Raw genomic sequence first — 16020 nt, forward strand, 5'->3', positions numbered from 1 at the left:
TGGTTTCATGACGGGCCGATGAAGGCCGGGTGTCGCTGCCGTCAAGCGGGGACCTTGATCACCGCCCGAAGGCCGCCGAGCGGGCTGCGTTCGAGGACGATGTCGCCGCCATGGCTGCGGGCAATGTCTCGTGCGATGGAGAGGCCAAGGCCGGTGCCGCTGGCGTCGAGGTTGCGGGCCTCGTCCAGCCGCACGAACGGCTTGAATACATCCTCTCGCTTTTCGGGCGGAATTCCCGGGCCGTCATCGTCGATGGTGACGAGCAGCGAACCGCGCCCATGATTGGCATTGATCTCCACCGTCTTGGCATAGCGGAATGCATTGCCGACGACGTTGGACAGCAGCCGCGCAAAGGCATTGGGGCGCACGTGCACATGCGGATCGCCGACAAGCACGGTCGACAGCTTGCGCTTGCGCAGCGCGGCTTCCTCGCGAAGCTTGTCGAAGAAGGCTTCGAGATCGAACTGACCGGCATCTTCCGAAGCTTCGCCGCGTGCAAAGGCAAGGTAGCCTTCCAGCATCGACTGCATGTCGTCGATGTCCTGGTCGAGTGCCTGGGTATCGGCCGCCTTGGTCCCGGCAAGCGCCAATTGCAGCTTGAAGCGGGTGAGGATGGTCCTCAGATCGTGGCTGACGCCGCTCAGCATGGCGGTACGCTGCTCGAGCTGGCGTTCGATGCGTTCGCGCATTTGTATGAAGGCAAAGCCGGCGCGGCGGACCTCCTCGGCTCCGCGCGGGCGAAAATCGCGCGGCATCGGCCGGCCCTTGCCGAAGCTCTCGGCCGCCTCGGCCAGCGTCAGAATCGGCCGGATCTGGTTGCGCAGGAAGGGAATGGCGATCATCAGCAGCACCAGCGAGGTGCCGACCATCCAGATCAGGAAAATATGGGTGTTCGATGCATAAGCCTGGCTGCGGCGCACGAAGACGCGCAGCACCTTGTTCTCGAGCTGGACGCGGACCTCGACGATATTGGAATTGCCGACCGTATCGATCCAGAACGGACGGTTGATCTGGCGGGTGATCTCGGACGAGAGGATCTCGTCGAGGATCGAGAAGAACGGCTTTGGCCCGGGAGGCGGCAGCGGGTCGGGCGGTAGGAGGTCGACCTTCAGCTGCATGCGATCCTGGGCGATGCGGATGACGTTGGCGTAGTCGGCGTCGTGAGGATAGGTCTCTATCAGGTCGATGATGGCGGCGATGTCGCGCACCGTGGCCTGCGACAGGCGTTGCGTCACGGTCTGCCAGTGGCGCTCCATGAAGACAAAGGCGACGACCGACTGCAGCATGATCATTGGCGCGATGACGATGATCAGCGAGCGGGCATAGAGCCGCTTCGGCATGTAAAGCGACACCAGGCGCCAGAAACGGTTCCAGGCGCGCGGCACGGCCTTGAGCGCCCGCGTCGCGCGGGCGCTGAAGCCGCCATCTCCCGGCCGTTCGAGTTGCGTGGTCGCCATTCGTCCTTTCGCTCACCGGGACCCGGCAAAGGGCCGCTGTCGGCGGCATTCTATTCCACGCTGAGCCGTTCTGGAATAGCCGTTTGAGTTCAAGTGGTTAGGCTGTCAAACCCGTGTTTATCAAGCATTGATAACAAAGGGTTTATTCCCGAATTGTCAAACTGCGGGAGCTTATGCCTTTGGGTCCGGTGCCGCTTCGTTTGGTAGGTTTCTGATCTCATATAAGCCATTTTCTTGAACTCACCAGGGCTGAGTTGGCGCCTCCGAACGGTGCCGTTCGGCAGGGCGTAAAGTGTGGCGACGAAAAGATCGCTATGCCGTTTTTCGGCTTCCGGTTCCGACAAGACCGACACCCATGTTTTCCTCCGGCGCCCATCGGAAATGATCAAGCGATTCGAACTCATGGCCCTCAAGGACCGAGGGTCGTGATCGGAGTTGCTGACCGCACGCTCGACGCGATCCAGGGCCATGCGGCATAAACTGCAGGCGACGACTACGGGGACGTGACGATCACTGCGAAGGCCGCTACGATTGCGCGGCTACCTCGGTATGAGTTTTGAAAGCAACGTCACGCCGAACTACGACACGGCCACTCCCCGTAAATTAACGGTAAGCACGCGATTGAACACTTGCAGTTGTCAAGGCGTTTCCACTCCGGAACATTGACCCTCTGCTAGCGGATGAAGCAGCTCTACCGGTGCACTAGCCACTTGATCCGAGTCAACATACCCCATAGACCGGTGTGGGGGACATCAACTGTGGACAAAAAAAGCCTTACCGAACGCGATATTTGCACGAAGTTCATTCTACCGGCCGTCAAGCGCGCCGGGTGGGACGACATGGTGCAGGTTCGGGAGGAGGTCTATTTCACCAAGGGCCGGATCATCGTGCGTGGCAAGCTGGTGACCCGCGGAAAAGCCAAGAAGGCCGACTTTGTTCTCTACTACAAACCTAACATTCCGATCGCGCTGATCGAGGCGAAAGACAACAATCACAGCGTCGGCGACGGTATCCAGCAGGGTCTTGACTACGCTGCGACGCTGGACGTTCCCTTCGTGTTTTCGTCGAATGGCGATGGCTTCGTGTTTTATGACCGCACCGGCCGGAGCGTCCCTATCGAAGCGAACCTTGGCATAGACGCCTTCCCGTCTCCTTCCGACCTGTGGGCGCGCTACCGCACATGGAAGGGCCTTGAGCCGGAGGCCGAGCAGATCGTCCTAGAGGACTACTACGACGATGGAAGTGGCGAGCAGAAGCGCTACTATCAAGTTATTGCAGTCAATCGCGCGGTCGAGGCAATTGCCAAGGGGAAGACCCGGGTGCTGCTTGTTATGGCAACCGGCAGCGGCAAAACTCGGACTGCCTTTCAGATCATTTGGAGGTTGTGGAAGTCTCGACAGTGGAATCCGGAGGGCAAGAAGCGGATCCTGTTCCTCGCCGACCGAAACGTGTTGATCGACCAGACCATGGTGAACGACTTTCGCCCATTCGGGGCGGCAATGGCGAAACTTTCGACCAACGCCAAGACCATCGAGAGGCAGGACGGCACCACGCTCGATTTGACGCTGGCGCTCGACAAAAAGCGACGGATCGACACCGCCTTTGAGATCTATCTTGGGCTTTATCAGGCGATCACAGGGCCTGAAGATCGGCAGAAGCTCTATCGCGAGTTCTCGCCCGGCTTCTTCGACCTGATTGTGATCGACGAATGCCATCGCGGCAGTGCGGCCGAGGATTCTGCATGGCGGGAAATCCTTGACCATTTTTCTGGCGCGACGCAGATCGGCCTTACCGCGACGCCGAAAGAAACCGAATATGTGTCCAACATGGACTATTTCGGCGAGCCAGTCTTTACCTATTCGCTGAAGCAGGGAATCAGCGATGGCTTCCTCGCGCCCTACAAGGTCATCAAGGTTCACATCGACCGCGACGTGGAAGGCTATCGTCCGGAACTCGGGCAGCTCGACCGCGACGGCAACGAGGTCGAGGACCGCATTTACAACGCCAAGGATTTCGACCGGAACATCGTGCTCGACGACCGCACGGTGCTGACCGCGAAGAAGATCACCGAGTTCCTCAAGGAAAGCGGCGACCGTTTCCAGAAGACCATCGTGTTCTGCGTCGACGAGGAGCACGCCGCGCGGATGCGGCAGGCGCTTGTCAACGAGAACGCCGATCTGGTCGCCGACAACCAGCGCTATGTAATGCGCATCACCGGCAGCGACAAGGACGGCCAGGACCAGCTCGGCAACTTCATCGACCCGGAGTCGAAATATCCCGTGCTAGTGACAACCTCGCGGCTTTTATCCACCGGCGTCGATGCGCAGACCTGCCGGCTGATCGTGCTCGACCGCGCGATGGGCTCCATGACGGAGTTCAAGCAGATCGTCGGGCGCGGCACCCGCGTCCACGAAGACACGAAGAAATTCTTCTTCACGCTGATCGACTTTCGCGGCGCGACCAGCCATTTCTCCGACCCGGATTTCGACGGCGATCCGGTGCAGATTTACGAGCCGGGCGACGGCGATCCGATCACGCCGCCCGATGACGCGCCGCGGGGCGACGATGCCATCCCGCCCACACCCGGCGACGAGGAAACCGTGGTCGATCAACCTGGCCTGCCGCTGCAGCCCGGAGGCCCGATCCGAAAGATTTATGTCGAAGGCATAGGCGCCCGCATCCTCGCCGAGCGCGTTGAATATCTCGACGAGAACGGCAAGCTCGTCACCGAATCTTTGCGCGATTTCACCAAGACGGCGCTGAAGAAGCGCTTCGCCAGCCTAGACGATTTTCTTAGGCGATGGAAATCCGCCGAGCGAAAACAGGTGATCATCGAGGAACTGGAAGCCGAGGGCCTGCCGCTCGACGTGGTGGCCGACGAACTAGGCAAGGACCTGGATCCCTTCGATCTGATCTGCCACGTCGCTTTCGACAAGAAGCCGCGGACCCGCCGCGAGCGGGCCGAGAACGTCAAGAAACGCGACGTGTTTACCAAATACGGACCACAAGCCCGCGCCGTCCTCGACGCTTTGCTTGAAAAATATCGCGACGAGGGCGTTCTCAATCTCGGTGATGCCAACGTGCTGAAGGTGACACCCTTCACCGCAATGGGTAGCGTCGTCCAACTCATCGGGGCTTTCGGCGGCAAGCAGGGTTTTGAAAAGGCCGTCCACGAGTTGCAGGACGCGCTATATCAGGAGACTGCCTGAGTATGCCAATCAAAGAGTTCGAAGGGAACTTTGTGTCGTTCGGCTTGACCTATCCCCCGCTGAGATCCCAGACCTTCTCGATCGGCACGCCAAAAACTATCCCGGCGCACACGCACTTGAAGCGGCCGCCCTGACTTTGGTGGAGACAACCTTTGGACCAGATGCATCGGCTGAATGTGTGCAGAGTGTGTGCAAATAGGGTGGCGGCGACAGGCATATGGGCCGAACACGCGAGAGCAATTCGCCGAAGGAGGTTTCGTCGGCTCTGTCGGAGGGCGTCGCACTAGCACGTAGCGGCGAGGTGGCGGGGGGCGTTGAGCGTATTCGGCGCTTGCGCAATCTCGGTCAATCCTTCGCCTCGAAGCAAATGAGGTTCCTGGAACCGACGCGAGCGGTAATCCTGGATAGTGTGATCCGTAACGGCCTCGGCTATGGGGAAACGGCGATCGGCTACGCTGAGTTCTTGAACGATTGCCAAACGATTTTGACTAGCGTTCGCAGATCGGGCCAGCTTAGGGATAAGCAGGCCGCAGGATTGCGCATCTGCGACATCGAGGCGGCGATCTTCGCAAAACTGCAGGGATATTGAGCATGATCGTCCGCAGCACCGTAAAATCCATTCAGGACATCATGCGCCAGGACGTCGGCGTGGATGGCGATGCGCAGCGCATCAGCCAACTCACCTGGCTGTTCTTCCTCAAGATCATCGACGATCAGGATCAGGAACTCGAACTGACCAAGGACGGCTACCGCTCGCCGATCCCGGAAAAATTCCAGTGGCGCAACTGGGCGGCGGACCCGGAGGGCATCACCGGGCAGACCATGCTCGACTTCATCAACGATGAGCTATTCCCGGCGCTGAAGGGCTTGCAGCTTTCCGCCAAGCTCGGCGACCGCCGCCGCGTCGTGCGAGACGTGTTTGAGGACGCCTACAACTACATGAAATCCGGCCAGTTGCTGCGGCAGGTGGTCAACAAGATCAATCAGGTCGATTTCAACAATCTAGACGAGCGGCGGCACTTCGGCGAGTTCTACGAGCAGTTGCTCAATGATCTTCAATCGGCCGGCAATGCGGGAGAATATTACACGCCGCGCGCCGTGACCGCCTTCATGGTCGATCGTATAGACCCGTATCCCGGCGAGCTCCTGTTCGATCCCGCCTGCGGCACGGGCGGGTTTCTCACGTGCTCAATCCGCCACATGGAGACAAAGGGCTACGTCCGCACGCCGAAGCAGCGCGAGACGATGCAGGGCGCGTTGCGCGCGGTGGAGAAGAAGCAGCTTCCGCACATGCTCTGCGTCACCAACATGCTGCTGCACGGCATCGAAGACCCGAGCTTCGTGCGCCACGACAATACGCTGGCCCGACCGCTGATTTCGTGGAGCAAGGACGAGCGCGTCGATATCGTCGTCACCAATCCGCCCTTCGGCGGAAGGGAGGAAGACGGCATCGAGAACAATTTCCCGACCTTCCGCACCAAGGAAACCGCCGACCTGTTTCTCGCCCTGATCGTGCGCCTTCTGAAACCGGACGGCCGCGCCGCCGTAGTGCTGCCGGACGGCACGCTGTTCGGCGAGGGCGTGAAGACGCGACTCAAGGAACATCTGATGGAGGAGTGCAACCTCCACACCATCGTTCGCCTGCCCAATTCCGTGTTCAAGCCCTATGCCTCGATCGGCACCAATCTGCTGTTCTTCGAGAAGGGCGCGCCGACGAAGGACATCTGGTTCTACGAGCACCGCGTGCCGGAAGGTCAGAAAGCGTATTCGATGACCAAGCCGATCCGGCTGGGGCATTTTCAGGGCTGCATCGACTGGTGGGGTGGCAAGGACCGGCAGGGCAGCGAGGAGACGCCGCAGGCGTGGCGCGTCACCACCGAGGAGGTGAAGGCGCGCGGCTACAATCTCGACATCAAGAACCCGCACGCGGTGGCCGACGATCACGGCGACCCGGAAACGCTGCTTAGCGAGCTTGCCCGTGTCGAAGCCGAGACGACGGCATATCGAGACCAGTTGAAGGCGATCCTTGCCGAGGCGCTGGCACGATGAATGCAGAACGCCTTCTAAAGCATTACGAGACGATAGCCGACGCGCCCGACGCGATTGCTAGGCTGCGCCGCTTTATTCTCGATCTGGCGGTGCGCGGCAAGCTCGTGCCGCAGGATGTGAGCGACGAACCGGCATCGGAACTGCTGACGCGAATCGCCAAGGAGCAGGCGCGGCTGGTGAAGCATGCCAGGATCGCTACCCCAAAGAAGGTTATTGGTGACGATCCTGAGTTCCAGCTTCCGCGTGGATGGGCTTGGACAACGCTCGGAGCGGTTTCAACCGTCACGATGGGGCAAAGCCCGCCGGGCGAAACCTACAACACAACCGGCGAAGGAGTGCCACTTATCAACGGGCCAGTCGAGTTTACACCGGGTCCATTCGGCAAGACCGTCGTCAATCAGTTCACCACGGCTCCGACGAACTTCTGTGAAGAAGGGGACCTGCTTATTTGTGTGAGAGGTTCAACTACTGGTCGCACCAACGTCGCAGGATTCCGAGCATGTATTGGTCGGGGCGTGGCTGCCATTCACTCTAGCTTCGATGATGGCTTTGTTCGCCTTTTTGTCTGGAAGGCGAGGTATGATATCATTGAAATGGGTCGAGGAATTGCTTTTCCGAGCGTCAGCAAGAAGCAAGTTGAAGACTTGGCTTTCCCCCTCCCGCCACTCGCAGAGCAGCACCGCATCGTCGCCAAGGTCGAGGAGTTGATGGGCCTGTGCGACCGGCTGGAGGCGGCCAGAGCGAACAGGGAGGCCACGCGCGACCGCTTGGCGGCGGCGAGCCTCGCCCGCCTCGACGCGCCCGATCCCGAAGCCTTCCAGGCCAACGCCCGCTTCGCCCTCGACGCGCTGCCGGCGCTGACCACGCGCTCCGACCAGATCAAGCAATTGCGTCAGACCATCCTCAATCTCGCCGTGCGCGGCAAACTCGTGCCGCAGGATGCGAACGACGAACCGGCGTCGGAGTTATTGAAGCGGATTTTCGCCCTACCATGGACGAAGAAACGAAAGTTGTTTGATCTTGAACCGGACGATGATGCCTTGGCAGACGCATTCCCGCTTCCTAGCGGATGGGAGTGGGCTTCCGTAAACGCCCTTGTCCGTCGGAACGAGACTGTGACCTACGGCATCTTGAAGGCCGAATGGGTCGCCGATGGCGTGCCCACTGTTCGAGTCACGGAAATGAAGACGGGCATAATTGATGTTGCCAGGCTTCCTAAATGTGACCGCGCCCGCGCTGCGAAGTTCCAGAAGACCACACTTGTGCCGGGCGATTTGCTCATTTCGAAGGATGGCACCATCGGTAAGACTGCCTTCGTGCCGCCAGAACTGGCAGGTGGGAACATCACACAGCATATGCTCCGGTTTCCGATCTGTGACCTCGTGTATCCGCAATACATCCGTCTCACCATCGACGCACCGTTCTGCCAAGCGTGGATGGCGGGCGAGACGAAGGGAGTGGCGTTGCAAGGGGTCAACGTCGGCGATTTCCGACGTATGCCAATTCCTCTCCCACCCCTCGCCGAACAACACCGCATCGTCGCCAAGGTCGATGCACTCATGGCGCTGTGTGACCGGCTGGAGGCAAGCCTCACAACCACCGCTGCCAGCCGCCGCCGCCTGCTTGACGCGCTGCTCGCCGAGGCGCTGGCGCCCGCCGAGGATCGCGAACTGGAGGCGGCCGAATGACGGACTCGCCGAGGTGATACTCGCCGAGGTGATCGAGTTATGACATTGTTCGCGCTGGTGAGCGATATGGATCGATAGCAGGCACCGCGCGAAGGAGAGTTCACGTGGCAAGCTTGACCGAAAAGACAGACACCGAAATCAATCAATGGATACACAACCACGAGCAAAAGGGTGCGACAAGCGCACAGCTTTACCTGCAATTGCTAGAGGAGCGCGCACGCCGGAGTCAGGGAAAAGGTCACCTCAGTATCGACATATCTCTGGAACTGCTTGTCCAGGCGGCAATCGAGCAGCGGTGCGTCACCTATGGGGATTTGGCAAAGGCAAGCAAAGTCGAATGGGGCCAGGCCCGGCATCGGATGAGCGGCGCGAATGGGCATCTGGATCGACTGCTCGATGTTTGTCATGCGCGCGGCTTGCCTATGCTGCCTGCAATCTGCGTCAATGAGAGCGGGCGCGGCACCGGAGAGCTAGAGGCAAGCGCATTGGGTGGCTTTGCCGCCGGTGCCCGCCGGGTCGGATTCGCTGTCGAAGACGAACTTTCCTTTCATCGCCAGACGCGCGATGCCTGTTGGCAGTGGGGTAAAGAGCAATCGCGAACTCGACTTTAGACACCCGCCGCCTGCCCGAAGAGGATGAACCGCTGGCATCGCGCCGAGTTGGTCCCAAGAAAGGTGCGCGGTCGTCCGTCGGATTCCGATTTGGCAGGTTTTTCCCACCAGAAACTCTGGCTATCGGCGTATCTGGATGTGAGCAGCTGCTTCAGGCGCAAGGGTTCGACGCATCAGAGGTTCCGGCGACCTAATAACTTGGTCTGTATGGCGCGCCTTCAACAACCTCACCCACCCTCCCTATACCCCAGCTTCTCCAGCGCCATCGCCGCCCGCCCATTCAAAGCCTCGTAAGCGAGGAAGCTACCTGACGCCCCAGTGCCGAGTCGGGTCAGGGATCGGATCTTCTGTCGCCTAGTTCGCAGGAACTTCCTAAGCGCCGGCCTAGCCGCCTGCCTGAACGACTGCCTTGCGCCTTCCATGGCAATCACACCGACGATGCCGGCGTTGACGAACCTTTTCCAGCGGTCGACCTCGAGCGCCCTATGGGCTGGGTGCTTGTCTGCGACCTGGTTCTCGAACGTCGGAACCATAAACTGGAAGTATTTGCCCTGAAGCCGGGCGAAATTGAATCGACGGAGATCGTGAAGAAAGTCGACCCCAAGGTCAATCAGCTCTTGCCGGTCTAGGGTCACTTCGATCCGTGCCCGGTGCTCGCTGACGGGCAGCTCATCCCAGGTTCCGGCCCCGGTGTTTTGGTTGTCGATGAGCTTCTCCATCACTCGCCAACTGACCTGCCCGTTCCTTCGGCCAACCCAGAACGTCGCGTCGATGGGAGCAGGTCTGTCAGCATGAGATGAGAGCAGGTTGTTCGCACCCATGATGAAGATTGGCTTCTCCTCCCGACTCCATAAAAAACGTGGTCTGTCGAGGCGATCAGTCATGAAGTCCCGGTTCGGAAAAAGATGCCGGGCCAGCACCCCTACCATTCGTCCAATCTTCTCTGACGATGGCCTCTTCGGCTTAAAATCCACGCTGATCTCGATTGAACGAATTACACCGTGCATTTGCAGGACGAATTTTTTGTCCAGCGCTTCTTCACAACTGGTCAAATGGTCCATCTGAGGTTCTTGAACCTTGACTCGAAACTCAGTGCTTACCTTTCCAGGTCGCGGATCCAGCGGCTCCACGTGAGGTTGCCGACCAATGATGGGACTTAGAACGTCTTGCACGAATCGGAACTGGGTTGGGTGCTCGAACCAGAAGTCGATTTCGACCCAGTCAATGACCGCTCGGCACGTGTAGTCCCCGAGATCGATCACCGGGTGAACAACTGTCTTGCCGGCCACCCGCCGCTGCGTCCCTGTCGTTGGAGCTGCCCTGTATTCCAGCAAGACCTGACGCTTCGGATCTTTGATGCCCCTCAGAACGACTTTGGTCGAGTAGTTCATCTGGCGGCCACCCACTGAGCAGCCGGTCGACCACACCGGATGGCATTTACCCGAGTCGCATCACCCTAGCGACAGGCACTTCCGCGCCAAGCCATTTCCGCCTCGCCACCTCTGGACGCCGCGGGCACTATGCGCGCACCGCGACGCTTTTATGTGGCAGTAAGTCATAGGTGACTTATGTATATATTTTCTAAGAATCCAGAAAAATTGGTTCAAAATGGTGTTCTTTTGGTTGTATGTGCCAATGATTAGGTTGAGTAGCGCGCTTTTGGCTTGCGACATTCGATGGGAAGCTACGATTCCCTATCATTTGTTGATATATCTTAAACAACATCATAAACTTACAGAGAGAGAGCGAGCATGAGCGACAATAGCAGGGGGGCGCCTCTTAAATCCGAGATAGCTAAATTCTTGGACAAGCGTATCTATGAACTGAGCCACCGAAAGAGCCAACGGGACATAGCCAGAGCGATCGGTTTTGTGAACGACAACGTCATAGCGATGCTTAAGAGCGGGAGAACCAAGGTGCCGCTTTATCGTGTCGTGAGCATCGCCAAGGCGCTAGAAACCGATCCTCGCGAGCTATTCGTCATGGCACTGACGCAGGACGGCAATGAAAAAGACCGTGCGGCATTTCAGGAAATTGTGGGCGAGTTCTCAGAAAACGAGCGGGAGATCATCGGCGCGATCCGCAAATTCTCAAACGGAGCGGATCCGAAGCTATCGGTCGTGCTTAGAAAGATACTACGCGCCCTCTTTGGTGGCGTGGCACGAAGGCAATCGAATGATGCCGAGTAACGCCAGGGTCGAAACTCGATCACTGTGAACGATCGAGTTTGACCAAAGCGAACCGGAATTGTGAGGCTGAATTGTGCACCGCGCGATAGGTGCATTCAATTCTGAGCGGTTAAGGTCGTCACGTTTTCGGGCTTCAAGTCGTCGACAGTGCTCGCGCATATCCACAGCCATCCGGCGAGCCAGGCGATCGCTGCCGCAAGGACCACTAGGCCCAGGTCAAGAGCCCATTCCGGCACGAACGCACGGAGTGCGATAGGCACTGCGCCAATGAAATAGAGAGCGAGTGGAATGCGCGGCACGGTTCTTCCGACGGCAAGAGAGACTACAAACGCGAGCGTCCCAAACAGAAAAAGAAACGAACTGACCACCAGAACGAGTCCGAGCGGCCCGGCGCGCAGGTCGATGATGGTTGTCAGCGGAAGCTTCGAAAATACGAGATTGATCACCACTTCCACACCTTCCAGACTTGCCAGTGCAATGAAGTTGATGACAAACGCGATAGTGCCGAACAGGCCCGCGCGCCGGCCAAACGCAAGAAACAAGCCTACGACAAGACCAAGCGCCAATATCTCGGCGAGTGGCGCGAGAAGTTGGGTTAGATCGGTGGTCGGGATGAGCGAACTGCGTTTAGCCGCGTTGACCAGAAGAATAAGCGCGCTTCCCATCCCGGCGACGGAGGCAAGCCGATAAAGCGTGACGCCGGGCACAGCTGCGCTCGACTGAACAGTCGCGAAATTCTCCTTGTGCTGAGGTTCTTCGGCTGGCCTCTGGGACGACGTGAACGATTGCGATCGGTGAGGTTCGGCGTTTCTGGCGAGCATGTTCATTCCTCCATCTGGCATTTGGCAGTCGCGAAGACCGCAGGCCTATCCCGGTCCTCTTTGTAATCACTGATTACATCCTTTTGCTGGATATGTAAATGGTGATTACATTTTTTCCAAAATTGTGATATGGAGGCGTAATTCAGCTCTGCGGAAAGGAAAGAGATGCCAAAAACCAACACGCATCGCCGCACCAGCTATCACCATGGCAACTTGCGGGACGCGCTGATCGATGCCGCCGTTCAACTAGTCGAGGAGGGTGGCCCCGACAATGTGAGCGTGCGCGAAGCCGCAAAGCGGGCCGGCGTTTCCCCCGGCGCACCCTTCCGTCATTTCGCTAGTAAGACCGCATTGATGACGGCTGTCGCAGAGCAGGCAATGAGCCGATTCCGCTCGGAGATTATGAACGCAGTCGAGAACGTCGCGACGGACGACCCGATTGAGCGCTTTGCCGCTGTTGGCGTCGCCTATTTGCGCTGGGCAATTCGAAACCCCACCCATTTCCAGATCATCTCGACACGGAGCCTTATTGATTGGAACAGTTCGGAGTCGCTGCGTCACGATAACGAAGCGGTGCGTTCGCTGGTAGAAGGGTCGCTGGCAGAAGCACAGCGACGAAACCTGCTCCGGTCAAACGACATAGCAGAGACCCAGATAGCCGCGAGGGCGCTCGTCTACGGGCTCGCACGCATGTGCATTGACGGACACTTTGCGCAGTGGGCAGTGGCTGGACATACTGCGGAGCGAACTGCGCAGGACGCATTAAAGCACTTCGTGACCCTCATTGGAAACAACGGGACCTAATGGGGACAAAGCGCCGTGCACTCATCTGAGCCATTGGCGGCAGACACCTGATTTTTGACGACCTCAAGCTCAAGTGCGGACCGCGAGCATGGAGCGCATGTTCGGTCAGTCCCGCTAATCCAGTGCGGTCGGCGAAGTAGGTGCACGTTGGCGAGCGCACGACTGCGGTAATCGGGTGTCGGTTCTAGATGCCATGAGAGGAAGCTCATGACGCGCACCCGGGCTCCTAGGAACCGATCGACTTTATCTCTGACTCCGGATGAACCCCCTAGAGGGATGGAAGTCCTAGGATCGCCGTGGTCAGCCCATGGGGATGCCTTTTGTTGCGCCAGACAAATATCCCGCCAATGCACCGCTTTGTGTGGGAGGGCCGCAGCCAGCCCGGCCGTTCTCCACGAGTGTCCTGAGCGCTATTTGGGATCTATTCGAGTGTGACCTGCATTTGACAGAGCATGGGTTTCAGGATCAGAGTCGGATAGGGCAAGTGTTGCACCGTGGCCGGGCGAACTGATCAATCACCACGCTACACCGCAATGTCTTCCGGCACCGTTGCTCAGAGGCTCGAAAACACTGAGAAGGTGATAACCGGGTGCCCGCCTCCTGCGGCCTAAAGGCCGGGATCGACCTCGACTAAGACAAGAGGTATTGCTCCTCGATTTCTTTCAGCCTAGCGCGCACCTCTAAGAACTCGTCGATGGTCATCGAGGTTCTTCGCGCAGAGACCAAACCGAATATCTAAGCCTGGATAGACCGGAGCCGGCGCACCAACGCGCCCTTGTGCCGGAGTCTGTTCTTGCAACTGGTGCCAGTTTGCGCAAAACTCAGTCTCAACAGAGCGGTCATCCGGTAGATGCCTGATTACCTGGATCTGGGAGGGGCGAAGTGTTCGGCGACCCTATTACCGTTCTGATGGTCAATGAATATCCTGACTACATTGATGCACAAGTGTGGGCTGCTGAGCTGAAAACCCGTGTGCCGCAGCTGGAGTTCAGGCTTTGGCCAGACGCCGGGAACAAAAGTGACATAGATATTGTGCTGATCGACAAGGGCGCCAGTCCCGGTTTTTTTGACGCCATGGCGGGGCTAAGCGCCGTCGTCTATTTGGGGGCCGGTGTCGAGGGTATTGATCTTCAGAGCTTTCCCAAGAGTGTTCCGCTCATCCGGCTCGCAACGCGTGAGCAGGCTTCGGAAGTGGTGCAATACATCGTCCTTCGCGTTCTCTGCCAACAACGGCATGTTGCGGATTACATGGGTCTGCAAGTCCGCAAGATTTGGAATCCGATCGCACCGCGGAAGATCTCCGAGACAAGAATTGTTGTGCTGGGTGCGGGCCGGATCGGTGGCTGGGCCGCAAAGCTGTTTGCGGACTTGGGCTACGACACGGCAGTCTGGTCTCGTCATCAAAAGACGCTTCCTGGTATACATAGTTACTTTGGCCGTGCCCAGCTTGCGGATGCACTCACAAGTCGGGACTACGTTATCTGTTCACTTCCCCTGACTGGTGACACTCGTGGGATACTGAACTCCGGTGCCTTTGGAAAAATGAAGCGAGGTGCCTACCTTGTGAACGTCGGCAGGGGCGCGCATGTCAACGAAGCCGACCTGATCCGCGCTCTCGACGAAGGTCAGCTTTCAGGTGCTTGTCTTGACGTCTTTGAGCGTGAACCGCTGGAGGCTTCATCACCTTTGTGGACTCATCCCAGGGTGACCATCACACCTCATGTCGCGAGCTTCTGGGTGGATTCTGGCATCGACCAGGTCGCCGATCTCTGCGGTCAAGTCGCAAGAGGAGAGCCTCTGTCCAATAAGATCGACCTCGAACGGGGTTATTGAATCGAAGTAGTGTGTTTACCGACTTAAGCAGCTTCCGATTATGAAGCGTGGCCATCTCAAATCTGCTAGAAGCACATTTTCTTAGAAGGCCGGAGGCTTACTGGAGCGCTTTGAATGCGGGCTAAGTTGACAATGTCAACTTAGCCGCCAATCACCGACGATCCGCATCCAATTCTGTCAACCAAAAACGTGCGTCCTCTTAGGCCTGTAAGAGAACGCATTACATTAAGTTTACCTTAAGTTGACAGAATCCTTCGAAATCCAACTTATCCGACCTTAGGCGGGATCTAAGAGCCAAGCTACGCAGTGGCAAGCGGCGCTGTCGGAGCCGAAGGTAACATGCTCGGGCGTTACAAGCGCCGATACCGCAAGGAACCTATTTCATGTCCTCCCCAATTTGAAGCCATGCGGTCCCCGTAAGACTCTGATAGAGCACACCTAAATAGAAGAAATCGCACGGGCCGGATGCTTATCCGGGGATAGATACAGATCCGGGCCTGAAGCATTTTCTTCGCCCGCTTTCTTGGCTCGAAGTCTTGGATGGTGCGTTCTGAGCCCGATGGCTTTCCGGTGTGATCCCTTTCTCGATGACGGTTCATTGTAAGCGCTATTTTCGCTGCACCTTGACGCGGGCGCTTTCGACGGATGGCCTTCGAATTGGGAACGGTATCTGGTCTGATCAGACTGCTGTTGCTTTGGCGAAGTTGAAGGGCAGCAGATCGTAGATATCAGCGTCCTCGTTGCGTTGAGGCAATTCGGTGAGGACGTGGCGCAGCCAGGCTAACGGCTCGACGCCACAAGCGCGGCAGGTCAACATCAGGCTGTAGATGACGGCGCTGGCCCTGGCTCCGTCGACGGTATCGCTGAACAGCCAACTTTTCCGGCCAGTGGCAAAGATTCTGATGTCACGCTCGAGAAGATTGTTGTCGATCGGCATGCTGCCGTCCTCGGTGTAACGAGTTAGATATCCCCATTGGTTCAGGGTGTAGGAGACGGCGTCGCCGAGCTTGCTGTCCGGCAAGACTTTTGGAGCGAAGTCGTCGAGCCATGCCTTGAGAGCCTGGAGGATCGGGACACTATGTTGCTGGCGGAAGCGGCGAATGCAGTGATCTCGCGTTTCGCCGTCATCGGGGATTTCGTTCCGCGCCTGCCTTTCAACCCGATAGAGCTGTTCGAAGAACCGGAGTGCTTGTTCCGGCGGCCCGCCACCCTTCTTCCTCGCCTTTAGGGCATCGACGAAGCGCCGCCTCGAATGAGCCATGCAGCCAAGATGCGTTGCCCCTTCCAGCGTGCGCCAGGCGGAATAACCGTCACTCATCACGATGCCGCGGTAATCGCCCAAGAAGGTCTGCGGGTGTA

The 16020-nt window shown here is 58.2% G+C and carries 12 protein-coding genes; 8 read left to right on the top strand and 4 right to left on the bottom strand.

Going from position 1 to position 16020, the window contains the following annotated elements:
- Positions 1-41: 41 nt before the first annotated feature.
- A complete protein-coding gene (locus NKI08_RS23880) occupies positions 42-1457 on the bottom strand; it encodes an ATP-binding protein (RefSeq protein WP_352541020.1) in 1416 nt (471 codons plus the stop codon).
- A gap of 758 nt (positions 1458-2215) precedes the next feature.
- Here NKI08_RS23880 and hsdR point away from each other — a divergent pair.
- The 5 genes from hsdR (at position 2216) to NKI08_RS23905 (ending at position 9014) form a co-directional block, all read left to right on the top strand.
- Entirely contained in the window at positions 2216-4666 is a 2451-nt protein-coding gene (hsdR, locus tag NKI08_RS23885) for an EcoAI/FtnUII family type I restriction enzme subunit R (protein ID WP_352772601.1), read from the top strand.
- 217 nt (positions 4667-4883) lie between these two features.
- Positions 4884-5255, top strand: coding sequence for a hypothetical protein (locus NKI08_RS23890; RefSeq protein ID WP_352772604.1), 372 nt, complete (start codon positions 4884-4886; stop codon positions 5253-5255).
- Positions 5256-5257: 2 nt separating this feature from the next.
- Positions 5258-6715 (top strand): type I restriction-modification system subunit M, encoded by a 1458-nt coding sequence (locus NKI08_RS23895; RefSeq protein WP_352772607.1) that lies wholly within the window; start codon positions 5258-5260, stop codon positions 6713-6715.
- Entirely contained in the window at positions 6712-8403 is a 1692-nt protein-coding gene (locus tag NKI08_RS23900) for a restriction endonuclease subunit S (protein WP_352772610.1), read from the top strand. The genes NKI08_RS23895 and NKI08_RS23900 overlap by 4 nt, the downstream gene beginning before the upstream one ends.
- 104 nt (positions 8404-8507) lie before the next feature.
- On the top strand, positions 8508-9014 hold the full coding sequence (locus NKI08_RS23905; RefSeq protein WP_352772612.1) for a hypothetical protein: 507 nt from the start codon (positions 8508-8510) through the stop codon (positions 9012-9014).
- A gap of 227 nt (positions 9015-9241) precedes the next feature.
- Here the strand turns inward: NKI08_RS23905 and NKI08_RS23910 are convergent, their stop codons facing one another.
- Entirely contained in the window at positions 9242-10405 is a 1164-nt protein-coding gene (locus tag NKI08_RS23910) for a hypothetical protein (protein ID WP_352772615.1), read from the bottom strand.
- Between the two features lie 360 nt (positions 10406-10765).
- Here NKI08_RS23910 and NKI08_RS23915 point away from each other — a divergent pair, with 360 nt between their 5' ends.
- On the top strand, positions 10766-11203 hold the full coding sequence (locus tag NKI08_RS23915; protein ID WP_352772618.1) for a helix-turn-helix domain-containing protein: 438 nt from the start codon (positions 10766-10768) through the stop codon (positions 11201-11203).
- 95 nt (positions 11204-11298) lie between these two features.
- Here the strand turns inward: NKI08_RS23915 and NKI08_RS23920 are convergent, their stop codons facing one another.
- Entirely contained in the window at positions 11299-12030 is a 732-nt protein-coding gene (locus tag NKI08_RS23920) for a hypothetical protein (RefSeq protein WP_352772621.1), read from the bottom strand.
- 159 nt (positions 12031-12189) lie between these two features.
- On the opposite strand from NKI08_RS23920, the gene NKI08_RS23925 reads away from it, so the two are divergent.
- Together NKI08_RS23925 and NKI08_RS23930 are read left to right on the top strand one after the other, a co-directional pair.
- A complete protein-coding gene (locus NKI08_RS23925) occupies positions 12190-12828 on the top strand; it encodes a TetR/AcrR family transcriptional regulator (protein ID WP_352772624.1) in 639 nt (212 codons plus the stop codon).
- 882 nt (positions 12829-13710) lie between these two features.
- A complete protein-coding gene (locus NKI08_RS23930) occupies positions 13711-14661 on the top strand; it encodes a 2-hydroxyacid dehydrogenase (RefSeq protein WP_352772627.1) in 951 nt (316 codons plus the stop codon).
- Positions 14662-15340: 679 nt separating this feature from the next.
- Here the strand turns inward: NKI08_RS23930 and tnpC are convergent.
- The coding region (gene tnpC, locus NKI08_RS23935) for an IS66 family transposase (protein WP_352772630.1) at positions 15341-16020 on the bottom strand (680 nt) is incomplete at its 5' end.

Origin of the sequence: Mesorhizobium sp. M0768 (assembly GCF_040320195.1) — a bacterium.
Lineage (GTDB): Bacteria > Pseudomonadota > Alphaproteobacteria > Rhizobiales > Rhizobiaceae > Mesorhizobium.

What these genes read in the sequence shown, in the direction of transcription:
- NKI08_RS23890 (WP_352772604.1), top strand. Translation starts at nt 4,884, where the DNA reads ATGGGCCGAACACGCGAGAGCAATTCGCCGAAGGAGGTTTCGTCGGCT.
- NKI08_RS23910 (WP_352772615.1), bottom strand. Translation starts at nt 10,405, where the DNA reads ATGAACTACTCGACCAAAGTCGTTCTGAGGGGCATCAAAGATCCGAAG.
- NKI08_RS23915 (WP_352772618.1), top strand. Translation starts at nt 10,766, where the DNA reads ATGAGCGACAATAGCAGGGGGGCGCCTCTTAAATCCGAGATAGCTAAA.
- NKI08_RS23920 (WP_352772621.1), bottom strand. Translation starts at nt 12,030, where the DNA reads ATGAACATGCTCGCCAGAAACGCCGAACCTCACCGATCGCAATCGTTC.
- NKI08_RS23925 (WP_352772624.1), top strand. Translation starts at nt 12,190, where the DNA reads ATGCCAAAAACCAACACGCATCGCCGCACCAGCTATCACCATGGCAAC.
- NKI08_RS23895 (WP_352772607.1), top strand. Translation starts at nt 5,258, where the DNA reads ATGATCGTCCGCAGCACCGTAAAATCCATTCAGGACATCATGCGCCAG.
- NKI08_RS23900 (WP_352772610.1), top strand. Translation starts at nt 6,712, where the DNA reads ATGAATGCAGAACGCCTTCTAAAGCATTACGAGACGATAGCCGACGCG.
- NKI08_RS23880 (WP_352541020.1), bottom strand. Translation starts at nt 1,457, where the DNA reads ATGGCGACCACGCAACTCGAACGGCCGGGAGATGGCGGCTTCAGCGCC.